We start from the raw sequence: 18,050 nt of genomic DNA, 5'->3' as shown, positions 1-18,050 counted from the left end.
ATCAAGCAGTTATGATTATATCATAGCTGCTTTTTTTGTTATTCTCATAAAAGAAATTTTTGGACTGTGTTGGGGATTTGAAAATAATTGAATCGATTAAACAGCATAACATAATTCAAAGATTTGTTACCTCTCAACCGACTTCGTAACAATTATTAACTGTAGGTTCAGCCCTTAATTGAGTCTGAAGAAAGTCATTTCCATTAGTTTGCATGGCCAAGCATCCTGCCATAATCCAGCTAAAATAAACAACTAAACTTTCACTTACTATTCTGTACCATCGCCTGTTCAGATAACATTTGCAAGGGATAAAGGCGATTTGTTGCTAAATTATGGGAAAGGGCGGCTGGTATATCGCGAAAAAATCAAATTTGCGAGAGTATATAATCCAGCAATATTTGCGAGGAATCTTTTTCAGAAGTTGTATTGGTATCTATGACCAAGTCAGGGTTTTCCGGTATTTCGAACGGATCGTCAATACCCGTGAAATTGATAATTTTTTCCGGATGTCCGTTTGGGAGAATAGCGCGACGGTATAAACCTTTTGTATCTCTTTGAATCAAAGTTTCCAAATTGCAATCAACCCAAACGGTATGTACAAAATTGTTTTGAGATTTAAGTTCCTGGCGGACTGATTCATAAGGATTGATGGCAGCCATTATCGTTATTACTTCATTTCGGGCTAACACGTTCGCTAATATGCCAAGCCTGCGGATATTTTCAATCCGGTCGGCTTTGGAAAAACCCAGGTCTTTACATAATGTTTGACGGTAGGCATCACCGTCAATTACTTCTGCCTTATATTGTAATTTTATCAGCATCGCTTTTACATTACAGGCCAGCGTTGTTTTGCCTGTCCCGGAAAGACCGGTTAATTGAATAATAATCATCACGTTTTGTTTAGCTATCAATATTATTTTTTGTATACAGGGTGATCCGTGTTTAGAACGAATTTTTTAGCCACGTATCTCAGCGCATTGACTATCAAATTGTCCTGCAATGCCAATGGAATTCTCCCTCACTGGTCAAAAGTCCTTCACCAATAATGCCTTCGCCATTTCCAACGGCCTACCTTTTACAAAATTCCGATGTTGTATCGTGAGCACCTCTTTAATAAAATCCGGGTGATTGAGTAAACGATCCGTATGGGACCAAGTTTAAAATGAACGATATCGCCGAATTCTTCAGCAATGTTTCTTAAAAAACAAATACTGTCCTTACGGAAGCTAAATAGATAACCTAAAGGAAGTCTGGTCTTCGGTCCGGGAGGAAGTTTAGATTTCTTGATAGCATTCATACACCTTAGAATCAAAAATGATAAATAGCACAGCCGACCTGGATACCTGAACCGACAGTAATCATTAACCCGGTATCACCAGGCTTTACAAGCTCCTTTTTATATGCAAAATCCAGGGCATAAGGTAGAGACGAGGTAAATAAGTCAGGCCCTTCCCCCACGGCATCAATAAACATGTCCGGTGGAAGATGCAACAAATCGCTCAATCGTACAATAAACCCGGATGAAATTTGGGGCGGGAAAACCTTGTCTATCCCGCTGAGATCGAGTCCTTCCATCTGCAGCAATTCCTGAACGGCAGGGAGAATGCAGGCTAAATACAATTCTTCAAGATTGTTGTCTTTCCGGATATGAAGATAAGGCTTTACGTTACTGGTATTACAATAGGTGGTATATGAATGTAGTGATTCTTCATGGTATTTGAACAGAAAACGCGAAAAACCGACATTGTTCAGTGGATCTGCATCCAGGATGATGGCCGATGCAGGTTCAAGTATACCCAACAAATCATCCGGAAAATAACCGGCGTTGTTTTCACATTCTGCTGCGACTATCATTGCTGTCTTGCAATTTTCGGCTACGATCATTTGTTGAACCACATAGCACGCATTCAGGAAGCCAATGGAACCATTAAAATATCAAAGGCAAGCGTTTTATTATTGTTGTCGTCCGGCGAAGTTGCATTCATATCCAACTCTCCAGCCAATAATGCAGCATAGGCTGGTTCAAGCAGATAATCTGTGCGATAAACGCCGCAATAAATTAAAAGGCCGATGTCATAGCATTGGTAAGAGGATTTATTAAGGCAAGTTGCAGCTGCGTGATGGAGTAACTCTATGGAATTATTTTTTAAGATGCGCTCTTCCGGAATCGTTCCCATACTAAAAGTAGCTGCCGAATTTGGATGTACAGCAATTGCCCTGAAGCTGAAAAGAAAAATAATCTCAAAAATAAGTGGTAAGAATAATTGTAGCCCAAATTCCTGCAACCAGCAAAATATAGTACAGGCCCATTCATTTTTAGCAGGCTCTTTCAATATAATCTGCGCAGCTGCATAATAACAAAAGGAGGCTGCTCATATTTTGAGACAGCCTCTTGTCATTTTTAGCCTCCCGGCGCCGCCCCGGGGCCGCTTACTGTCCCGGAGAGAAAGTTGTGCTGTATCAGGCCAGCAAGCTTTTGCTACATCTTATAGTTAGTCGTTTTTAACCAGTTTAATATTCACGCTGTTGCCGGAAGCATCTTGTACTTGTGCCAGGTACATGCCCGCCGGCAAATTGCGTAATCCTAAGGCCACCGTTAAGCTGCCTTGTCCGCCGGCGGAAACTGTGCTGTTTGCCTTCATTAGTTTTCCGCTTAGATCAAATATATGAACCGCTGTTACTGGCTTATTGCTTTGCAGCATAACAACGCCTCCGCCATCTGTTGGGTTGGGAGAAGCTGACACGGCCCAGTTTGCAAGTGCTGTAAATGTCACCGTTCTTGTTATGCTGTATTGTTCAGCGGCATTTAGGTCAACGGCCCTTAACCGGTAATAATTGGTTTCGTTTGCAGGTGCCATATCAGTAAAATGGTACTGGTATGCCAGTGTGTTATTTTGCCCTGCCACTTTTCCAACAGCTAACCAATGAACGCCATCGGTACTCCGCTGCACTTCAAAATAATTAAAGTTCACCGCTGCTGCAGCAGACCAGTTTAACAAAGCTGTTTGCCCTTGTTGCTGTGCAGTAAAATCAGTAACTGTTACCGGCAGTGTGCATAATGCGCTAACCGAAATATCATCAATTGCCAGGTCGTTTCCAGATCCGCCTGGGGCGTTATTTTGAAGGAAAATATCTGCAGTGGACACAGAGGGTGTAAATGTAAAAGTGTAATGGTGCCATGCATTGCCGGCAGGAAACTGGCCGGTGTTTACAGAGCCTAATAAAGTTGATGAAACTGTATCCCTTATACCAGCAGTGATATTCGGCTGCAAAGGAGAAGTCGTTGACAGGTTACCTGCCCAAAAAGACAACATATAACTTCTGCCGGGCACCAAACCGGTGATCCGGCGCTGGTAAAATAAATCCGGTGCAAAAGAAGCGTTTACCAGCATAAAATATCCGCCACTGAGACCGGTATGATCTGTAAGTGTGGCATTAGCCCATTGGGCAGAGCTCTGTGATAAGGCATAGTAGCCATCACTCATAGTATTGCGGGCGGCATCATTCCAATAATGGTAATCGGTAAGGCCGGATAGCGCATTACCGCGGATACCCGTTGCGCCTGATCCAAAGTTTTCTATCATAATGCTGGCACCACAGCTTGACGAAATTGCGGTGGCGGATACAAGGCTGTTGGTAAATACTACATGTACTACCTGGCCTGCGGTAACAACAACAGAAGTGCTGTTGCCGGCAATATTAATAGTGCTTCCGCTGGCAGGATTGTAGATAGTAATATTCTGCAGGTTGTAATTGGCGGGGCTGCCTTCTGTAATGGTGTAGGTGCCAGCAGCTACAGGAATCATAATGGCATTGCCATTCCGCGAAGTCTGCACCCGCTCATCGTCCAGCCACGTACCTGAGCCATCGCCTGTCCGGGTAAATATTGAAGAAGGAACCGCATAGTACGTTTGCTGACTTGCTGTAACTCCGGTAACCGTCCACGCCTGGCCGTTATCGCCGCAGGTAAAAAAGAAATGGTGACTGGCAGTAGGTTCTTCCGTCCATGTGCCGCTACTATACCTGTAAACAGAACCCATGCCGGTAAGGTTGGATGCATCTCCATATACATTGCCATTGCCGTCAACCGCAACATCATAGTCGGAGGTGCCTGTGCCGCCGCGGGCATAATATACTAGGCTGCCGCCCGTGGCATCTACTTTAGTGATATACCCTGCGCCATCTGTCAGCACAATATCATTGTTAGTGGGGTTAATGTCGAGTCGGGTAAATGAGAATCCGCCATTATCAACAGGTGTTATTTCCGTCCAGGTAAAAGTTGAACTGTAATTACCGGTGTAGCGGCCAACCCGGCCACCGGATACAACAATGGCTGTAGCTCCTGTGCCATTGGTGATGCTGCCGTTACTGGCAATATCAATAGCTTGCAGCCCGCCGTAGGTAGCGTGGTTATAGAGCATAATAAAAGAGCTGCCATTGTACACGTATGCGTCGCCTGCAGAATCTGTCATTACAAAATGACCCAGGTCCGCACCATCTATCGTAACCGCCTTTTGGGTAGCAGACACTTTGTTCCAAACGGTGCTGTTAACGGAGCGGTGGTAAATGTAGCCAGGCGCTCCCAGCGTTGGCCCTGCCACTGCCCAAAGTTCACCATTGCCGGTACCATGACCAGCACCAATGTCTGTGGGTTCAATATTGAGTGCATTATCTTCCAATGTGAAATTGGAAACGGACGTGGGGCCGCCCGAAACGGAAAAATTAAAAGGTTGATTCAGGTCTTCACTGAGGGTTTTAGCATGCAGATACAGGTATCCGGTTTGTGCATGTACTGCTTCTGCAGCGCATAGCGAAACAAAGCCGGCGATAAAAGAGGCAATAACTCTTTTTTGAAAAAGGTGAGTGATTGTTTTCATTTGCGGGGCTGGGTTTTTAAAAATGAGTTTGTTATTGTAATTGTAAGCGCATTGGGTAAAACAATGTCAGTGCCGATTTTATAACAAGCTGTCAACCAGGATACATTACATAATACTCCACGACCAGCTTTCCGGTTTATGGATGGCAATTCTCAATTCTGTATCAATGCTTGTATTGTTACACTTCGTTAATGCCATTCACCGGGGGAAACGGATAGTAACAGGGAATTACTAATACAAAGAATGATTGGCATCATTGGTACCAAGTGAAAAATGAATAAAAGGCAGCTTGATTTATGTTGATTAAGCTTACTCAACCAAGTTCATGAAATAAAAGTATGGTGTTAGTAGTTGGGGGTAGTGACATTTAATATTAAAGAAAAAATCAAGATCAAAGTATGGAGTTCTGAAGGAAGAAGTAAAGCGTGCCGGCGTGCAAAAAGACCAAATTCATTTTCACAAAAATGATATTTTTATTTGCTTCAATATGCTTTACAGCTGTGCCCGTTTTTTTAGGTTGTGGAGTTTGACATATCAGGCCCCGACCAAATGGGTTAATACAATGCAGGTATTGATTTTCGATTCATCCCAATATCTCCAAATTGTCCTTCATCATCCTGGCTGGCGTGCCTGTAAAAATAAGGGTGAGAAAAAAGTTTTGCCCGTAAGCTCACCGCATGGTATCTTGAATTTGGTCATGTGGTCAAAAAGCGCATCCCATTTTTAACTATCCTAACCAACGGATCAACAACCCGTCCACCGGTTGCAATATGCAAAAAATCAAAAACCCGTGGCAGACTAACCGCCATACCAGGTTTTTGTTCGCTGAATCAGTTTGCTAAATGAGGTAAAACGGTCTAAATTCACCCTTGGCCACTACCAGATCTTTATCCTGTCTTTCTCCGCTACATACATCTTATCACCCGGTTGTATATTGAAAGCCTTGTGAAAATAGGGCATGTTCATCAGCGGGCCATTCACACGCCACATGGGTGGTGAGTGCGGGTTATTGTTGATCCAGTAACGAAGAAACGCATCTTTCATCTTCACGCGCCAGATGCGTGCAATGGAAATGCAAAACCTTTGATCGGGTGTAAACCCATCTATCCTGGTTGTACCATGCCCTTGTGGTGTTAATTTAAAAGCATCGTATGCAATGGATACACCACCCACATCTGCTGTGTTTTCTCCAAGGGTTAAAGCTCCTTTCACATGCAGCGTATCCAGCACTGTAAAGGTGCTGTACAGGTCAACAACCTGTTGCGTTTTTGCCTTGAACCTGCCGTAATCACCTTTGGTCCACCAATTGGAAACGTTGCCATCTTTATCAAACTGGGCACCCTCGTCATCAAAGGCATGCGTCATTTCATGGCCGATTACCATGCCAATGCCGCCGTAGTTCAAAGCATCATCTGCGGCTTCATCAAAATAAGGCGGTTGTAAAATGGCTGCCGGAAATACAATTTCATTGGCTGCCGGATTATAATAGGCCGTAACGGTAGAAGGGGTAGTAAACCACTCCGACCTGTCGACCGGTTTACCTAACTTCTCCAGTTGGTGCCGGTAATCGTTGCTGGCGGCCGATACAACATTCTCAAAGTAGGTACTGCGTTCGATATGCACCTGTTTATAGGCTCTCCATTTGTCAGGATACCCTATCTTTTTTGTGATGGCAAATAATTTTTCTTTCGCCTTTTGCTTGGTGCTGTCGCTCATCCAGTCTAGGTGGTTAATTCTTGCCGCGAATGCCTGCTGTAAATTATTCACCAGTTCAAGCGCCCTTTTCCTGGCATTTTCTGTAAAGTATTTTTTTACATACAATTGGCCTAATGCTTCCCCTAATAGCTGATCCACAGCTTCCGCTATTTGCTCACCTCTTGCTTTTTGTACTGCCTGGCCCTTCAACACTTTGGTATATTCAAATGCCGCATCCCCAAAAGGCTTGCTTAACTCACCGCTATAAGCGTTGAGGGTGCTGGCTTTAAAATACAGTTTCCAGTCAGCCAGGTGTATGCCTGTCAGTAAGGCGTCCAGTTGATCATAGTAAGCAGTTTGGGCAACATCAATCGAATCTGTCGTTACTCCTAAAATAGTTAATACATTTAACCACCCTATGTTGGGTTGCTTTTTTGCAAGTACCGCTACAGGCATTTTGTTGTAATTGGCATTGACATCCCGCAGTTCAATATTTGTCTTATGCGTCGCGGCCAATTGTTTTTCTATGCCATATACCAGTGTTGCATTGCTGACTGCGGTTGCAGCATCGCTGCCTGTTAACGTAAATAAAGCGGTAAGGTATTTTTTATATGCCGCCTGTATGGCAACCGTTGGGGAATCAGTTTTAAAATAGTAATCGCGGTCTGGCATACCAATGCCGGTTTGGTATAGATGCGCAATATTAAGATGGCTGTTTTTATTATCCGGCCCGACGCTAAAAGATAGTATAGAACCATTACCTGCTTTTAAGCCACCGGCAGCAAAGTGCACCAGGCCTGCAACATCAGCTATGCTGTCAATTGCACGGAGCATATGTTTGACGGGATCGTAACCACGTTTGTCAATGGTGAGGGTGTCCATACCCGAAGCATAAAAATCGCCGAGCTGCTGCTCAATGCTGCCTGTTGTATTGGTAGCCTTCGACACACTATCCAGGATACCCTGCAACCGTAACCGCTGCGGGTAATTCATAAACATATAAGCACCAACGCCCGACTGCGACGGCGGTATCCGGGCGGTATCGTACCATTTGTTATTGATGTATAAAAAGAAATTATCACCGGGCTTTTTAGCCGGGTCGATGCCCTCAACGGCGATGTATTTTTTTTGCGCAGCAACATAGTTGTTACAGGCAGCCAGCGACAGGGCTACTGCAAGAAGGAATACCAGTTTAGTCATACCCAATTACTTTGTTTAAATGAAGATAAATTAAAATCAGCGATGTTGATTGCACCTGGCCCGTTACGGAAGGCAAAGGAAAATCTTAATTATTGTGTGTGTAGTATTGCCGTTCCCGCAGTGAAACCTTCCCTTCTGGTATACACTTGCTTTTCATTATTGGTTGCGGTATAGCCTCACCGTCCAGTTGGCGGCTTTGTACAGCTCCAGGTTAAATGTTTCTCCGTTGGAAAGGGTGGCAAAGAAATGGGCAGGAAACTGGCTTATTTCATACGAAACAGAACTTTTGGTTGCAGTTGCAAAGTTAGAGGTTCTATTGGCAAATACCGCGTTGACAGGCGTTAAACTGGTAAGCGTAAGCACCGGGTTTCCGGACGGAGGCGCAACATTGGCTGCACCGCTGGTAGTAGAAATTTCTATCTTTAATATATGGCCACTTTCTTTTGAAGGGATCACCTCAACGTTATCGAAAAAGGTGGTGCCGTTTAGCAGGTAGGTAATGTATTTTCCTCCCCTGTATTCTCCACCACTCCAGAATCCTGACAGAATGCTGTCCGGTAAACTGCCCCGCATGTAATGCAATTCGCCTTTCCCTTCCTTGATGCCATCCTGGAAATTGCCGGAGTACCAGGTACTGTCACTGTAGTTGTAAACGCCGGCACCGTTCGGCAAACCATTCCTGAAAATACCCTTGTAGTGATTTAAGCCGGTGGCCTCACCCTTGCCATTGGCCAGCCCGTTTTTACAATCACCGGTATACTTGCCTGCCAGGTCCATCAGCGCAACTTTACAAGCCTTGCTGCTGTCCTGCGCAGCGACAATATTTATGAAAAAGCTGACAGCCAAAACAAGTAAAACAACAGGGGTTAGTTTCATATCATTTTTTTAAGAAGTTACAATCATTGGTAATGCGGGCGCCGCGGCAAGGCAGAATCAGAAGCACGGGTTACGTGCCATTGGCATTTTTTACAAGGTAAGGTAATATATCGTTTGCACAAACGAACCGGCTAACCATTGTAAATTTACCGGGTTGATTTTTTTCTTCAGGGCCCAATGCCCGCCCCTTCTCCATACCAATGTGTTACTTTTCTTAATACACATGTTTTTCACTACCGTTTTTGCTCACCTGAAACAAATTATTAAAATCAATAGTAATACTCGGTTTTATTTTTTAATTTAACCGTATCATTATTCTTTACAAGAATAAAAGTTGAACTAACTGCATGAATTATCAAAGATGTTTTTATTACATCATCCGGCTGTTAGTATTTATTTCCAATCCTCTTTTACATTTTTTTATTAAACAATCTACCTCTGTGCCATAATTGATTGAAGCATGTACTACTTCATTTAATTAATTATGTCAATACTCTATAATTCGCTTCTAAAAACCGGCAGGGAAAAGCATATTTTTTTATTGCTATTATTGGCCTCAGCAGTTGGTTTCACCAATGCTCAACCGTTGACTGTATTTGATAGCGTCCGGATATTTACAAACAACCTGGAACCGGAGCAGACCCTTGACGAATTGCACCTGGCTTTATTCCGCTTCTCCAAATTCCCGGACAATCAAATCAACTTTGGCCTTACGGGGAGCGCCTATCACTACATTTTATTAAAACTCAATGCTGCCGCAATTGAAAACGATCAGCGGCTTTCCATTGATAATACCAGCCTTGATTCCGTTGCCATTTACCGGGTATTTACCAATGGCGAAAGACAGTTATTGTACCAGGGTGGCAATGCAATGGCCTACAAAAACAAATTGTACAACTGGCATACAGCAATTGTCAACGTTGGGCCTGTTCCATCTTTTTATCTCATCGCACTAAAAGCCAGTCAGAAGAACATAAACGTACATTATGAAATACTGGATAAAGATGCACTACAGCTGAAATACCTGGCGTACGACAGGGTGGTTTATTTTTACATCGGTGTGGTCAGTATGATCCTGATTGTAATTACGGTGGCTTTATTCCATTTTAAGAAGCCTGAGTTTGCTGCTTACACCGGATACATCCTTTGCTTTGCCGGTTGGGTATTGGCGCATTACGGAAGGCTCTTTCCTTTGTTTTATCCGCGGGTGCCTGTCATCAATGAAATCATTAAACCGGTCAGCAGTTTGGGTGCCTGTTTCTTCCTCATCCTCGTTTTACAGCTGGTCTTCCAACAACAACTGCTCAACCATCGCTGGATTAAAGCAATCATTCAATGGACGCTCTATGGCCTGGTGATCATGATCAGCTTTATGTTATCGTTCCTTGATGCCAATCTGCTTCCTTCGCTGAAATATGGTCTCGTTGCATTATGGCATGCTGGTTTAATTGCCTCCATTTTACTCGTTGTTTGCATACCGCTCCTGCTGTTCAAAACGGGCATCACTGCCAAAATATTTTCGGCTGCCATGTTTGCTGTTGCAGTAATGGCCTTCATGCAGGTGTTTGCGACGGCAGGCGTTATCAGCAGCTTTTTCCTGAACGAACACGGCCTTACAGTGGGCAGTTTACTTGAGATTACCATCATGGCATTTGGCCTGTTCTTTAGTTTGCTGGAACAAATGAAAGCGCGGGAAAAGCAGGTACTCGCACTGGAACAGGAACAAACAGAAACCTTAAAAAGACTGGTAAGTGTGCAGGACCATGAAAGAAAAAGAATAGCGGCGGATCTGCACGACAATATTGGTCCGCTGCTGGCAGCGCTTAAAATAAATTTTGGCCGCATTGTGCATACTAAAGACCCGGCCCTGTTGAATGGCGTGGTCGTAAAAACGGAAGGTATCATTGATGATTCCATTGCCGAGATACGCAATGTGGCGCATAACCTGATGCCCAAAGGACTTTCCTCCAATGGCCTTATCAGTACGCTGAAAGAATACCTTGATTCAATCCAGCAATTGTATAATAAAAAGATTGATTTTAAACACGAGGTGCAGTCAATCCTCAGTATTGATTTACAGACCAATTTATACCGCATCATTTGCGAGCTGGTATTGAATGCTGCCAGGCACAGCAAAGGCAGCCTGATCAGTGTAGAGATAAAAGCCGACTGCGACGCAGTGATGGTAAATATTGCAGACAATGGCCAGGGGTTTCTGCTCACCAATGGCGATCAAAAAAAATCGCTTGGGTTGCAAAGTGCAGAGAGCAGGGTGTTGTATTTAAAGGGAAAATTTCTATTGCATACCGCAAAGGAAAAAGGCACTGCCATCCATATTGAAATACCCTTACAATTTGACGAGACCCATGTTGACCGCTTTTAAAATCAGGCCGATCCTGTTTTTTACTTCGAACTTTTCAAACAGTCTTGCCCGGTAGGTGTCCACCGTTGACTCACTGAGAAACATTTTTTTTGCTATCTCAGCATACGGCATTTCTGTACACAGGTGATTCAGCAATTCTTTCTCCCGGTCTTTTATCTCAGGCACATTGCCCGATTGATTTTTTTTCTCTACGTGCTTGTGAATGTTGCTGGTAATGATGGGTGTATAATAATAACCAAACTTCACTACCTGCTCCAATGCCATACGCAATTCTTGTGCACCGATATTTTTTAGCAGGTAACCTCTTACGCCATACTGCAGCATTTGTATCACGCTGTTGTCATCCTCCTCCATGGTAAGCGCCAGCAATTTAATATCCTTTCTATTTTCGCAAATCCATTTGGCTACTTCCAAACCACTCATGCCCGGCATCACAATATCCAGGAAAACAATATCCGGCTGTTGCGCATTTTGCTGCAGTAGCTGGATTGCCTTGGCTCCATCCTGTGCCGACCAGCAAACAGTAAACCCCTCGAAGTCGTTGATTAAACTTGCAAGCGAATCACTGAATATTTTATGGTCATCAACCAGCGCAATGGTAGTCATCCGCCAAAGTTAAATTATTCAACAGGCAGTTTTTCCATGAAAATTTATCAGGGTTTTTCCTGATGAGGTTATGGGGTTTTCCCTCTGGTTTGATTTAAGCACACAACATACTTTTGTTGAAATAAAAATGGTTACTATAATGAGAAAAGATATTTTCCATAATGTAATCAACAGTAGATTTCTTGGCTAGGGAACAAAAGTGATTTAGGAATTTCGAGGGTAATGTATATATCTGATGTGCTAACGACCATGCAAGTAACCAAACACAAAACCGGAAACATTCAGTGTCAAATCTAGCAAGGTTTTGATGGAGAATAAGTCTCAACAACAGGTCTCAACATTAACAATATCACAGACCGAGCAACAGTTCCGGGCTAGATATTATAAAAACCCACGCCTGTAGCAAATATTAAAAGTTGTACATCACCTTTATTTACGACTCACATAACCAAATAAAAAAATTAACCATGGCTAAAAACTACACTTTATTTCTATCAGTACTCATTCTTAGTACGACATTTTTTTATTCCTGTAATAATTCAGAAACTGATAATAGTTTAGATTCTAAATCAACAGCAAAGAAAATTGACAGCCTAATAGTAAATGAACAAAAATTGTCTGTTAATCCATCCGGTGATGTTATAAAGGTAACTACAGAAAAAATTGACAATTCAGAAGAACATGGAACGAAGACAACCGAGCAACATAAACTTACTAGTCAATTTGAGAAAATTGTCGCTTTCGACCCAAACGTTCAATCTTTTTATCCTGGTGCTTTAGTACAAGGAAAAGGGTTGCCAGATGGAATTTTAATTCCAGTAAACACGTCAAGAAACCCTCTTACAATTACGATAAGTGATTTTTACCAAAAAGGAGCGTTTTCAGTAAGTAGAATAGTGAAAGACCCCAACCTTGCTAATATCAACGACAGTATTCAAAAAATATTAAAGCAAGAAACTAATTCCGCAATGGGAGCTGATATTACTTATTCGGTGACACAAGTTTACAGCATGGACCAAGCTTTCCTGAAATTTAATGCATCATATAAGTGGGCAACTGGTGCAATAAATGGCGCCTTATCAATAAGCAAAGATGGAACTTATTCTAAATTTTTAGTACGATTTGTAGAAAAATACTTCACCGTTTCTTGTGAGCCACCTCATTACCCTACTTCTTATATTAAAGAAGATGGATATAAAAGTTTATTAAATTACATTGATAGTAATTCACATAATACTTCAGCCAACCCTCTATGTTATGTAAGCTCTGTTTCTTATGGCAGAGAATTATGGGTTCTGATAGAATCTAAAGAGAGTGCATCTGATGTTGAAGCCTCGCTTAATGCATCATTCGGAAGTTTAAATACTGGAGGCAAAGTCAATATTAGCGGTGGAACAAAAAAGATATTAAACGAGTCGTTTATCCAAAGCTATATCATTGGAGGTTCTCGTGGGGCAGCAACTGATTATTTAGCGGGCGATAAAATAACAGGATTAGCAAATTTTATAAGTGCAAAAGATACGTTTGATATACTTCGGGATCCACCTAGACCAATTAGTTATTCAGTAGCTTATTTGAGTGACAATTCTCCTGCCCGAGTTTCGTCGACCACCGATTACACGGTTAATACAGAAAATATAAAAATTAAATCACCTTTAATGTCTGCAACAGTTCACTTTGATAATGGTAATGATGGTAAAGATAAGACTACCGGCTTAAGAGTTTATATTTTCGATAATAGAACTTTAGGTGTCAACTATGCAGCTGCACTCAACAAAGCAAATCCAGACATAACCCCAATCGCGTACGGGGACCTAATCAATAATAATCAAGGGACGAAATTTCCTGATAACTCTTCAAATGATTTTCCTTTGGATCTTAAGGGAGCTACTAATAATGAACTACTACAAGATGGAGTGTTAATTGTATGGATTTTTGTTAATGGTCATGACCGATGGCAGTTTACCCCCACGATAAAATTAAAATTTAAAGATCCCAAAGTTAATCGGGATATTCAACTATCGCCCATAGATATAGATCAAAGCAATGGTTTTGTAGCCATCCCATTTTCGTTACGACAATAGCCAAATGCATTCTTCTATACCCAAAAAATGAATGAAATACAAAGCATGCTGAAGTTTTTTATCACTGCGCCAAACAATTTTTGGTTTGCTTACCAGGCAAGTCTCTGCGCTGATCATGAAGCCTATCAATTTGGGTAACCTGCATAAATCGCCGACCTATAAGGAAAAAATCCATCCAATTGTCTACACAATACGCTTGTAAATATATGTACTCCTGTCAGTCGGCGAGTCTTGCAACTACTGCTGGTTGAGGACTTCAACAATTCGTACAGAAACTCCCTTAAGCAATTTCTGGGTTGAGATTCAGAGTAGAAAAAAGTAAAATTGCATACAGCAATCCTTTCCCCTTGCCAAATCTTAACTCGCTGCTTCTCTCCCAAATACATCCTATCCCCAGCCTGTATATGAAACGCCTGGTAAAAATAAGGCAGGTTCATCAGCGGGCCGTTTACACGCCACATGGGCGGGGAGTGCGGGTTGTTGTTGATCCAGTAGCGTAGATAGGCATCTTTCATTTTCACCCGCCAGATGCGTGCGGTGGAGATAAATAATCGTTGACCGGGTGTAATGCCGTCGATGGTGTGGCCCTGTTGTGTTAATTTAAACGCATCGTATGCAATGGCTACACCGCCTGCATCGGCCGTGTTTTCACCAAGGGTGAGAGCGCCTTTTACATGCAGTGTATCCAGTACCGTAAATGAATTGTACAGGTCAACTACTTGCTGCATTTTGGCTTTGAACCGGGCGTAATCAGCCTTCGTTCGTCAATTGATAACGTTGTCATCTTTTCCGGGTGCCCTGGTCATAAAAGCCATACGTCATTTCATGACCAATCACTTCACCGGGGCTGCTTATTTGTAGTGCTTGGTGTAAAAGCCCCGCAGGCCCGGAAGTCCGCTGCAGCTGAAGCCTGGTAGTAATTTGCTCACCTATTTTTGAAGTGAATAAATCACTATTGAAAGCAGCATAGCTGCGAGGGGCAGTTTTGCAAACCGTTGGGGGATAACATTTGTCAGCCGCAATTATATGGGCTTGCTTCGCCCCGGGGGCGACAACACAGTATGGCGGCATTATGAAATTGAGAAACAAATAATAACAGGAAGCGGTATCGACACGCTTCCTGTTGTTTGCATGACCCAGCCTGTTTAGTAAGTGGCAAGTCCTGTAGCAGATACAGGCAGGTTGGTTATACTGCTTTTAAACTCCAGCTCACCCATTAACTTTCTTTGATACCAGCCAATGGTATTGGATTTGGAATTCAATTCATACACATCGTAGTTGTTGGTGCCAACCACTATATCCACAGGATTCATACCTGTTTTGGCCGCCGCTCCAAGTACTAAATACAAAGCGCCCCATGGGGTAACATAATAAGAGGAGATGCTGTTGCTGGCAGTGTTGGTGATGTAGGCAAAGCGTCCATATTTTGTAGTGGCTACCCAGCAGGGGGCTGCCTGCTGACTGGCTACAGCTCCGTTAACGGCCCTTGGTATGCCCCCGTTTCCGATGGAATAGGATGTTGCAGAACCTGCGCCTGCAGCTCCTCCTGCGGCATTGGAAACAATCATATAACCTCTTGAAAAATCAAACCCAAATGGAGTAGGCCCTGTGGATGCTGTAAAAATGCCTTTGCTTACCGAACCATCACTGGCTACTTTGAAAGTGCCGATTGTATTGGTTGCTTTTTCTGTTACCAGCACCTGGTCTCCATCCGGTGTAAATGAAATTTGTGGTGCATCAACACCTGTTGAACTCAACGGCTGCATGCTGCCTTCAATCGCGGTTAATTTACCACCGCCACCAATTTTAAAACCCTGTATATTATCACTTCCCCTGTTAAGTACATAGAGCAGATTGTCGTGCACGGTTACACTTACAGGAGTTGTACCATTGACAGAGGCCGTGTGTGCAAGCCGCAGGTTGCCATTACCTTCAATTTTAAAAGATGAAACAGAATTTGCACCGGCGTTGACTGCATACAGCCACTGTTGCTGCTGATCAATTACCAACGCTCCCTGCGATCCCAGCGATTTACCGGTTCCTGCACCTCCTGATGCTATGACTCCGCTACTTTCCGGGGCACCATCCGGCTTAATTTTAAAAACAAGAATTTCGTTTGTTGCGGCACTGTTACTTTCTGTATAGAGATAGTGATTGCCATGGCCTTCCCTGCCGCCAACGTTTGCCGGCGATGTGTTTTCCGTAACAGCTGCTTCATCCGGATTGGCGTCTTTTTCTGATATCATTTCTTCCATTCCTGTTGCTGACTGGTTTGCCGGAGGTATTTTTGTGTCATCCGTTTTTTTACAGGCGGCAAAAGAAAGCACGATCACAGCCGCTATTGAAAGCTTAAAAAAAATCATCTTTTTCATTGTTGTTATTTTTTATTGTTAGTGATTAAATTTTAACCGTTGTCATTTCGTTCTGTTAAAAGCATGGCGATGCCCTTATCTTTTTTTAAGATTTTTTTAGTAACCCGAAAAGCGAAGTGTTATTTTAGAAGCCTGGCTATACCAACCTGCAGCCCTGCACTGGTGATATGTAATTCGCCTACTCCCATTCCCTGTAAGGGAATTTTTAGAAAGGGTTCTATACGTATGTTTATAAACTTTGAAACATTTTTTTGATACCCCAAACTTATATTGGCTACTGCCGGTAAACCATAGGTATTTTTTTTGTAAACACCCGCCATCATGCCGGTATTGCCATTCATGGTTACATGGTACCTGTTTTTTTCACTGGTCATAATATAGGCTGAAATTCCTGCTGCTGCAAACCATATTGCATTCGCCTTATGCATAAAATCGTATTTAATTTTTACAGGAATTTCGATGAGCGAACTTTTACCTTCCAGGCTGGTGATTACCATACCCTGCGGCATTGTGGAAGCAATCTTTTTCATACTGAACTGGTCGCCCATACTGCTGTAATTTTTCCTGTTCCAGCTAATTCCGGTTTCAATATATACGTTGCCTGCCAGGTTTACGCCTGCAAATAATCCTGCCCCAATGCCCGTATTTGTAAATGCAGCCGATTGTACTTTGCTCAGGTCAGGACCCGCTGCAACACCAATATAAAATGTTTTCTTTTTCTGGAACCGGTCGCTATCTTTTCCTGGTGTTTCCTTTTTGCTTGTTGTATCCAGCTCACTTTTTTTCTGATTCGTCAAACTGGTAGCATCATCGTTTAGCAACCGGACAATTTTATTTGTTGTACTGATTTCATGTACTTCATACAATTTTTTTTCAGGAGCATACAATGATAAAAAATGACGCTCATTATCTTTTCGGTCCTGGGAAAACTGGTTATTTTGCTTGTCGGGCCTGGTTGATTTTGAACTGCTTTTTTTTGAATACAAATAATGCTGACCTGAATGCTTTAATGACTGGCCCGCCGGTAATGTATTGTAAGTATGACGGCTGGTTTTATTGGTTCCCTCTTCCTTCAACAGCGCAACAGCAACGGCATCTTTTTTCGCTAACAGCGTTTTGGGAGTATTAAATAATTCCCAGGTTGTGGGTTGCTGTAACAGCGCATCGCTGACAGGCAGTGTAAACAAAACCAGTATGAGCGTAAGCAATTCTTTACCAATGCTTTTTTTAGAAGGGACTGCAGCCTGGGGTGTAGTTAGTTCAGGTTTAATTCTCAGGGCAATACTTTCCCAATCACCGTCACCTGTTTTAAGAGGGTAGTTTTCCGCAGCCCTTTTAAACAAATCATCCATATCGTTTTCTAAATACTGCATGCTGTGAGCGATTCTTTTTGGTTTAAATATTTTTGTAACAATGCCCTGGCCCTTAACAAATTTGATTTTGACGTACCGACAGGAATTTTTAAAATTTCGGCTATTTCTATATGGGTGTATCCGTCTATAACATGCATATTAAATACAATCCTGTAGGCAGGTGGCAGCTTTTTTACCAGCAGTACCAGGTCTTTATAAATAATCAGCTGCTCGGCTGATACAGTTTGGTCTTTCATATTCCACACATCTTCTGCTATACCGCCAATCTCGGGCAACAACATTTTTTTGCGTAAAAGGTCAATGGAGGTATTGATCATAATTCTTTTAATCCAGCCCATTAATAATTTTTCAAGATCAGCCTCGTTGTCACACCTGAACTTATCAATCTGTAAAAAGAATTTAACAAAACCATCATTGGTTATCTCCAGTGCTTCTTCATAGTTATAGATATAGCGAAACACAATTTTGAGTGCAAATGCACGATAGTTATCATACAACAGCTTTTGATACTTATGATCATTTGCCCTGCATCCATTTACTATGTTGATTATTTTATCCAAAAAAGCTATTCAATGATTTTAAAA

13 protein-coding genes are annotated in these 18,050 nt (G+C 42.5%); 2 read left to right on the top strand and 11 right to left on the bottom strand.

Going from position 1 to position 18,050, the window contains the following annotated elements:
* Nucleotides 1-365: 365 nt before the first annotated feature.
* The 6 genes from cysC to JWR61_RS19315 form a co-directional block, all read right to left on the bottom strand.
* Nucleotides 366-890, bottom strand: coding sequence for an adenylyl-sulfate kinase (cysC, locus tag JWR61_RS19340; RefSeq protein ID WP_301929373.1), 525 nt, complete (start codon nucleotides 888-890; stop codon nucleotides 366-368).
* 418 nt (nucleotides 891-1,308) lie between these two features.
* Complete coding sequence (locus JWR61_RS19335) at nucleotides 1,309-1,854, bottom strand: 3-oxoacyl-[acyl-carrier-protein] synthase III C-terminal domain-containing protein (RefSeq protein WP_301929372.1); 546 nt, start codon at nucleotides 1,852-1,854, stop codon at nucleotides 1,309-1,311.
* Nucleotides 1,855-1,907: 53 nt separating this feature from the next.
* Nucleotides 1,908-2,177 carry a hypothetical protein gene (locus JWR61_RS19330; protein ID WP_301929371.1) on the bottom strand — a complete coding sequence of 90 codons (270 nt, stop codon included), beginning with the start codon at nucleotides 2,175-2,177 and terminating at the stop codon, nucleotides 1,908-1,910.
* A gap of 315 nt (nucleotides 2,178-2,492) precedes the next feature.
* A complete protein-coding gene (locus JWR61_RS19325; RefSeq protein ID WP_301929370.1) occupies nucleotides 2,493-4,877 on the bottom strand; it encodes a T9SS type A sorting domain-containing protein in 2,385 nt (794 codons plus the stop codon).
* A gap of 876 nt (nucleotides 4,878-5,753) precedes the next feature.
* Nucleotides 5,754-7,772: a M13 family metallopeptidase gene (locus tag JWR61_RS19320; RefSeq protein WP_301929369.1), complete on the bottom strand. Its 2,019-nt coding sequence runs from the start codon at nucleotides 7,770-7,772 to the stop codon at nucleotides 5,754-5,756.
* A gap of 156 nt (nucleotides 7,773-7,928) precedes the next feature.
* Nucleotides 7,929-8,648, bottom strand: a complete 720-nt coding sequence (locus JWR61_RS19315) for a hypothetical protein (protein ID WP_301929368.1) — start codon at nucleotides 8,646-8,648, stop codon at nucleotides 7,929-7,931.
* Between the two features lie 484 nt (nucleotides 8,649-9,132).
* Here JWR61_RS19315 and JWR61_RS19310 point away from each other — a divergent pair, with 484 nt between their 5' ends.
* A complete protein-coding gene (locus tag JWR61_RS19310) occupies nucleotides 9,133-11,031 on the top strand; it encodes a 7TM diverse intracellular signaling domain-containing protein (RefSeq protein ID WP_301929367.1) in 1,899 nt (632 codons plus the stop codon).
* On the opposite strand, the gene JWR61_RS19305 is transcribed toward JWR61_RS19310, so the two are convergent.
* Complete coding sequence (locus tag JWR61_RS19305; protein WP_301929366.1) at nucleotides 10,996-11,637, bottom strand: response regulator transcription factor; 642 nt, start codon at nucleotides 11,635-11,637, stop codon at nucleotides 10,996-10,998. The genes JWR61_RS19310 and JWR61_RS19305 overlap by 36 nt on opposite strands.
* A gap of 467 nt (nucleotides 11,638-12,104) precedes the next feature.
* Between JWR61_RS19305 and JWR61_RS19300 the strand changes: the two genes are divergently transcribed.
* Complete coding sequence (locus JWR61_RS19300; RefSeq protein WP_301929365.1) at nucleotides 12,105-13,721, top strand: thiol-activated cytolysin family protein; 1,617 nt, start codon at nucleotides 12,105-12,107, stop codon at nucleotides 13,719-13,721.
* Between the two features lie 125 nt (nucleotides 13,722-13,846).
* Here the strand turns inward: JWR61_RS19300 and JWR61_RS19295 are convergent, their stop codons facing one another.
* The 4 genes from JWR61_RS19295 to JWR61_RS19280 form a co-directional block, all read right to left on the bottom strand.
* Nucleotides 13,847-14,449, bottom strand: a complete 603-nt coding sequence (locus tag JWR61_RS19295) for a M13-type metalloendopeptidase (protein WP_301929364.1) — start codon at nucleotides 14,447-14,449, stop codon at nucleotides 13,847-13,849.
* A 417-nt stretch (nucleotides 14,450-14,866) separates the two neighbouring features.
* Entirely contained in the window at nucleotides 14,867-16,093 is a 1,227-nt protein-coding gene (locus JWR61_RS19290) for a beta-propeller fold lactonase family protein (RefSeq protein WP_301929363.1), read from the bottom strand.
* A 119-nt stretch (nucleotides 16,094-16,212) separates the two neighbouring features.
* The gene (locus JWR61_RS19285; RefSeq protein ID WP_301929362.1) at nucleotides 16,213-17,466 is read right to left on the bottom strand and encodes a hypothetical protein; all 1,254 of its coding nucleotides are present in this window, start codon (nucleotides 17,464-17,466) and stop codon (nucleotides 16,213-16,215) included.
* Nucleotides 17,454-18,026 carry an RNA polymerase sigma factor gene (locus JWR61_RS19280; RefSeq protein WP_301929361.1) on the bottom strand — a complete coding sequence of 191 codons (573 nt, stop codon included), beginning with the start codon at nucleotides 18,024-18,026 and terminating at the stop codon, nucleotides 17,454-17,456. The genes JWR61_RS19285 and JWR61_RS19280 overlap by 13 nt, the downstream gene beginning before the upstream one ends.
* Nucleotides 18,027-18,050 lie beyond the last annotated feature (24 nt).

Origin of the sequence: Ferruginibacter sp., from assembly GCF_028288465.1 — a bacterium.
Classification (GTDB): domain Bacteria; phylum Bacteroidota; class Bacteroidia; order Chitinophagales; family Chitinophagaceae; genus Ferruginibacter.
Note: the sequence above shows the minus strand (reverse complement) of the source record. Positions and strands in the feature narration are given on the sequence as shown.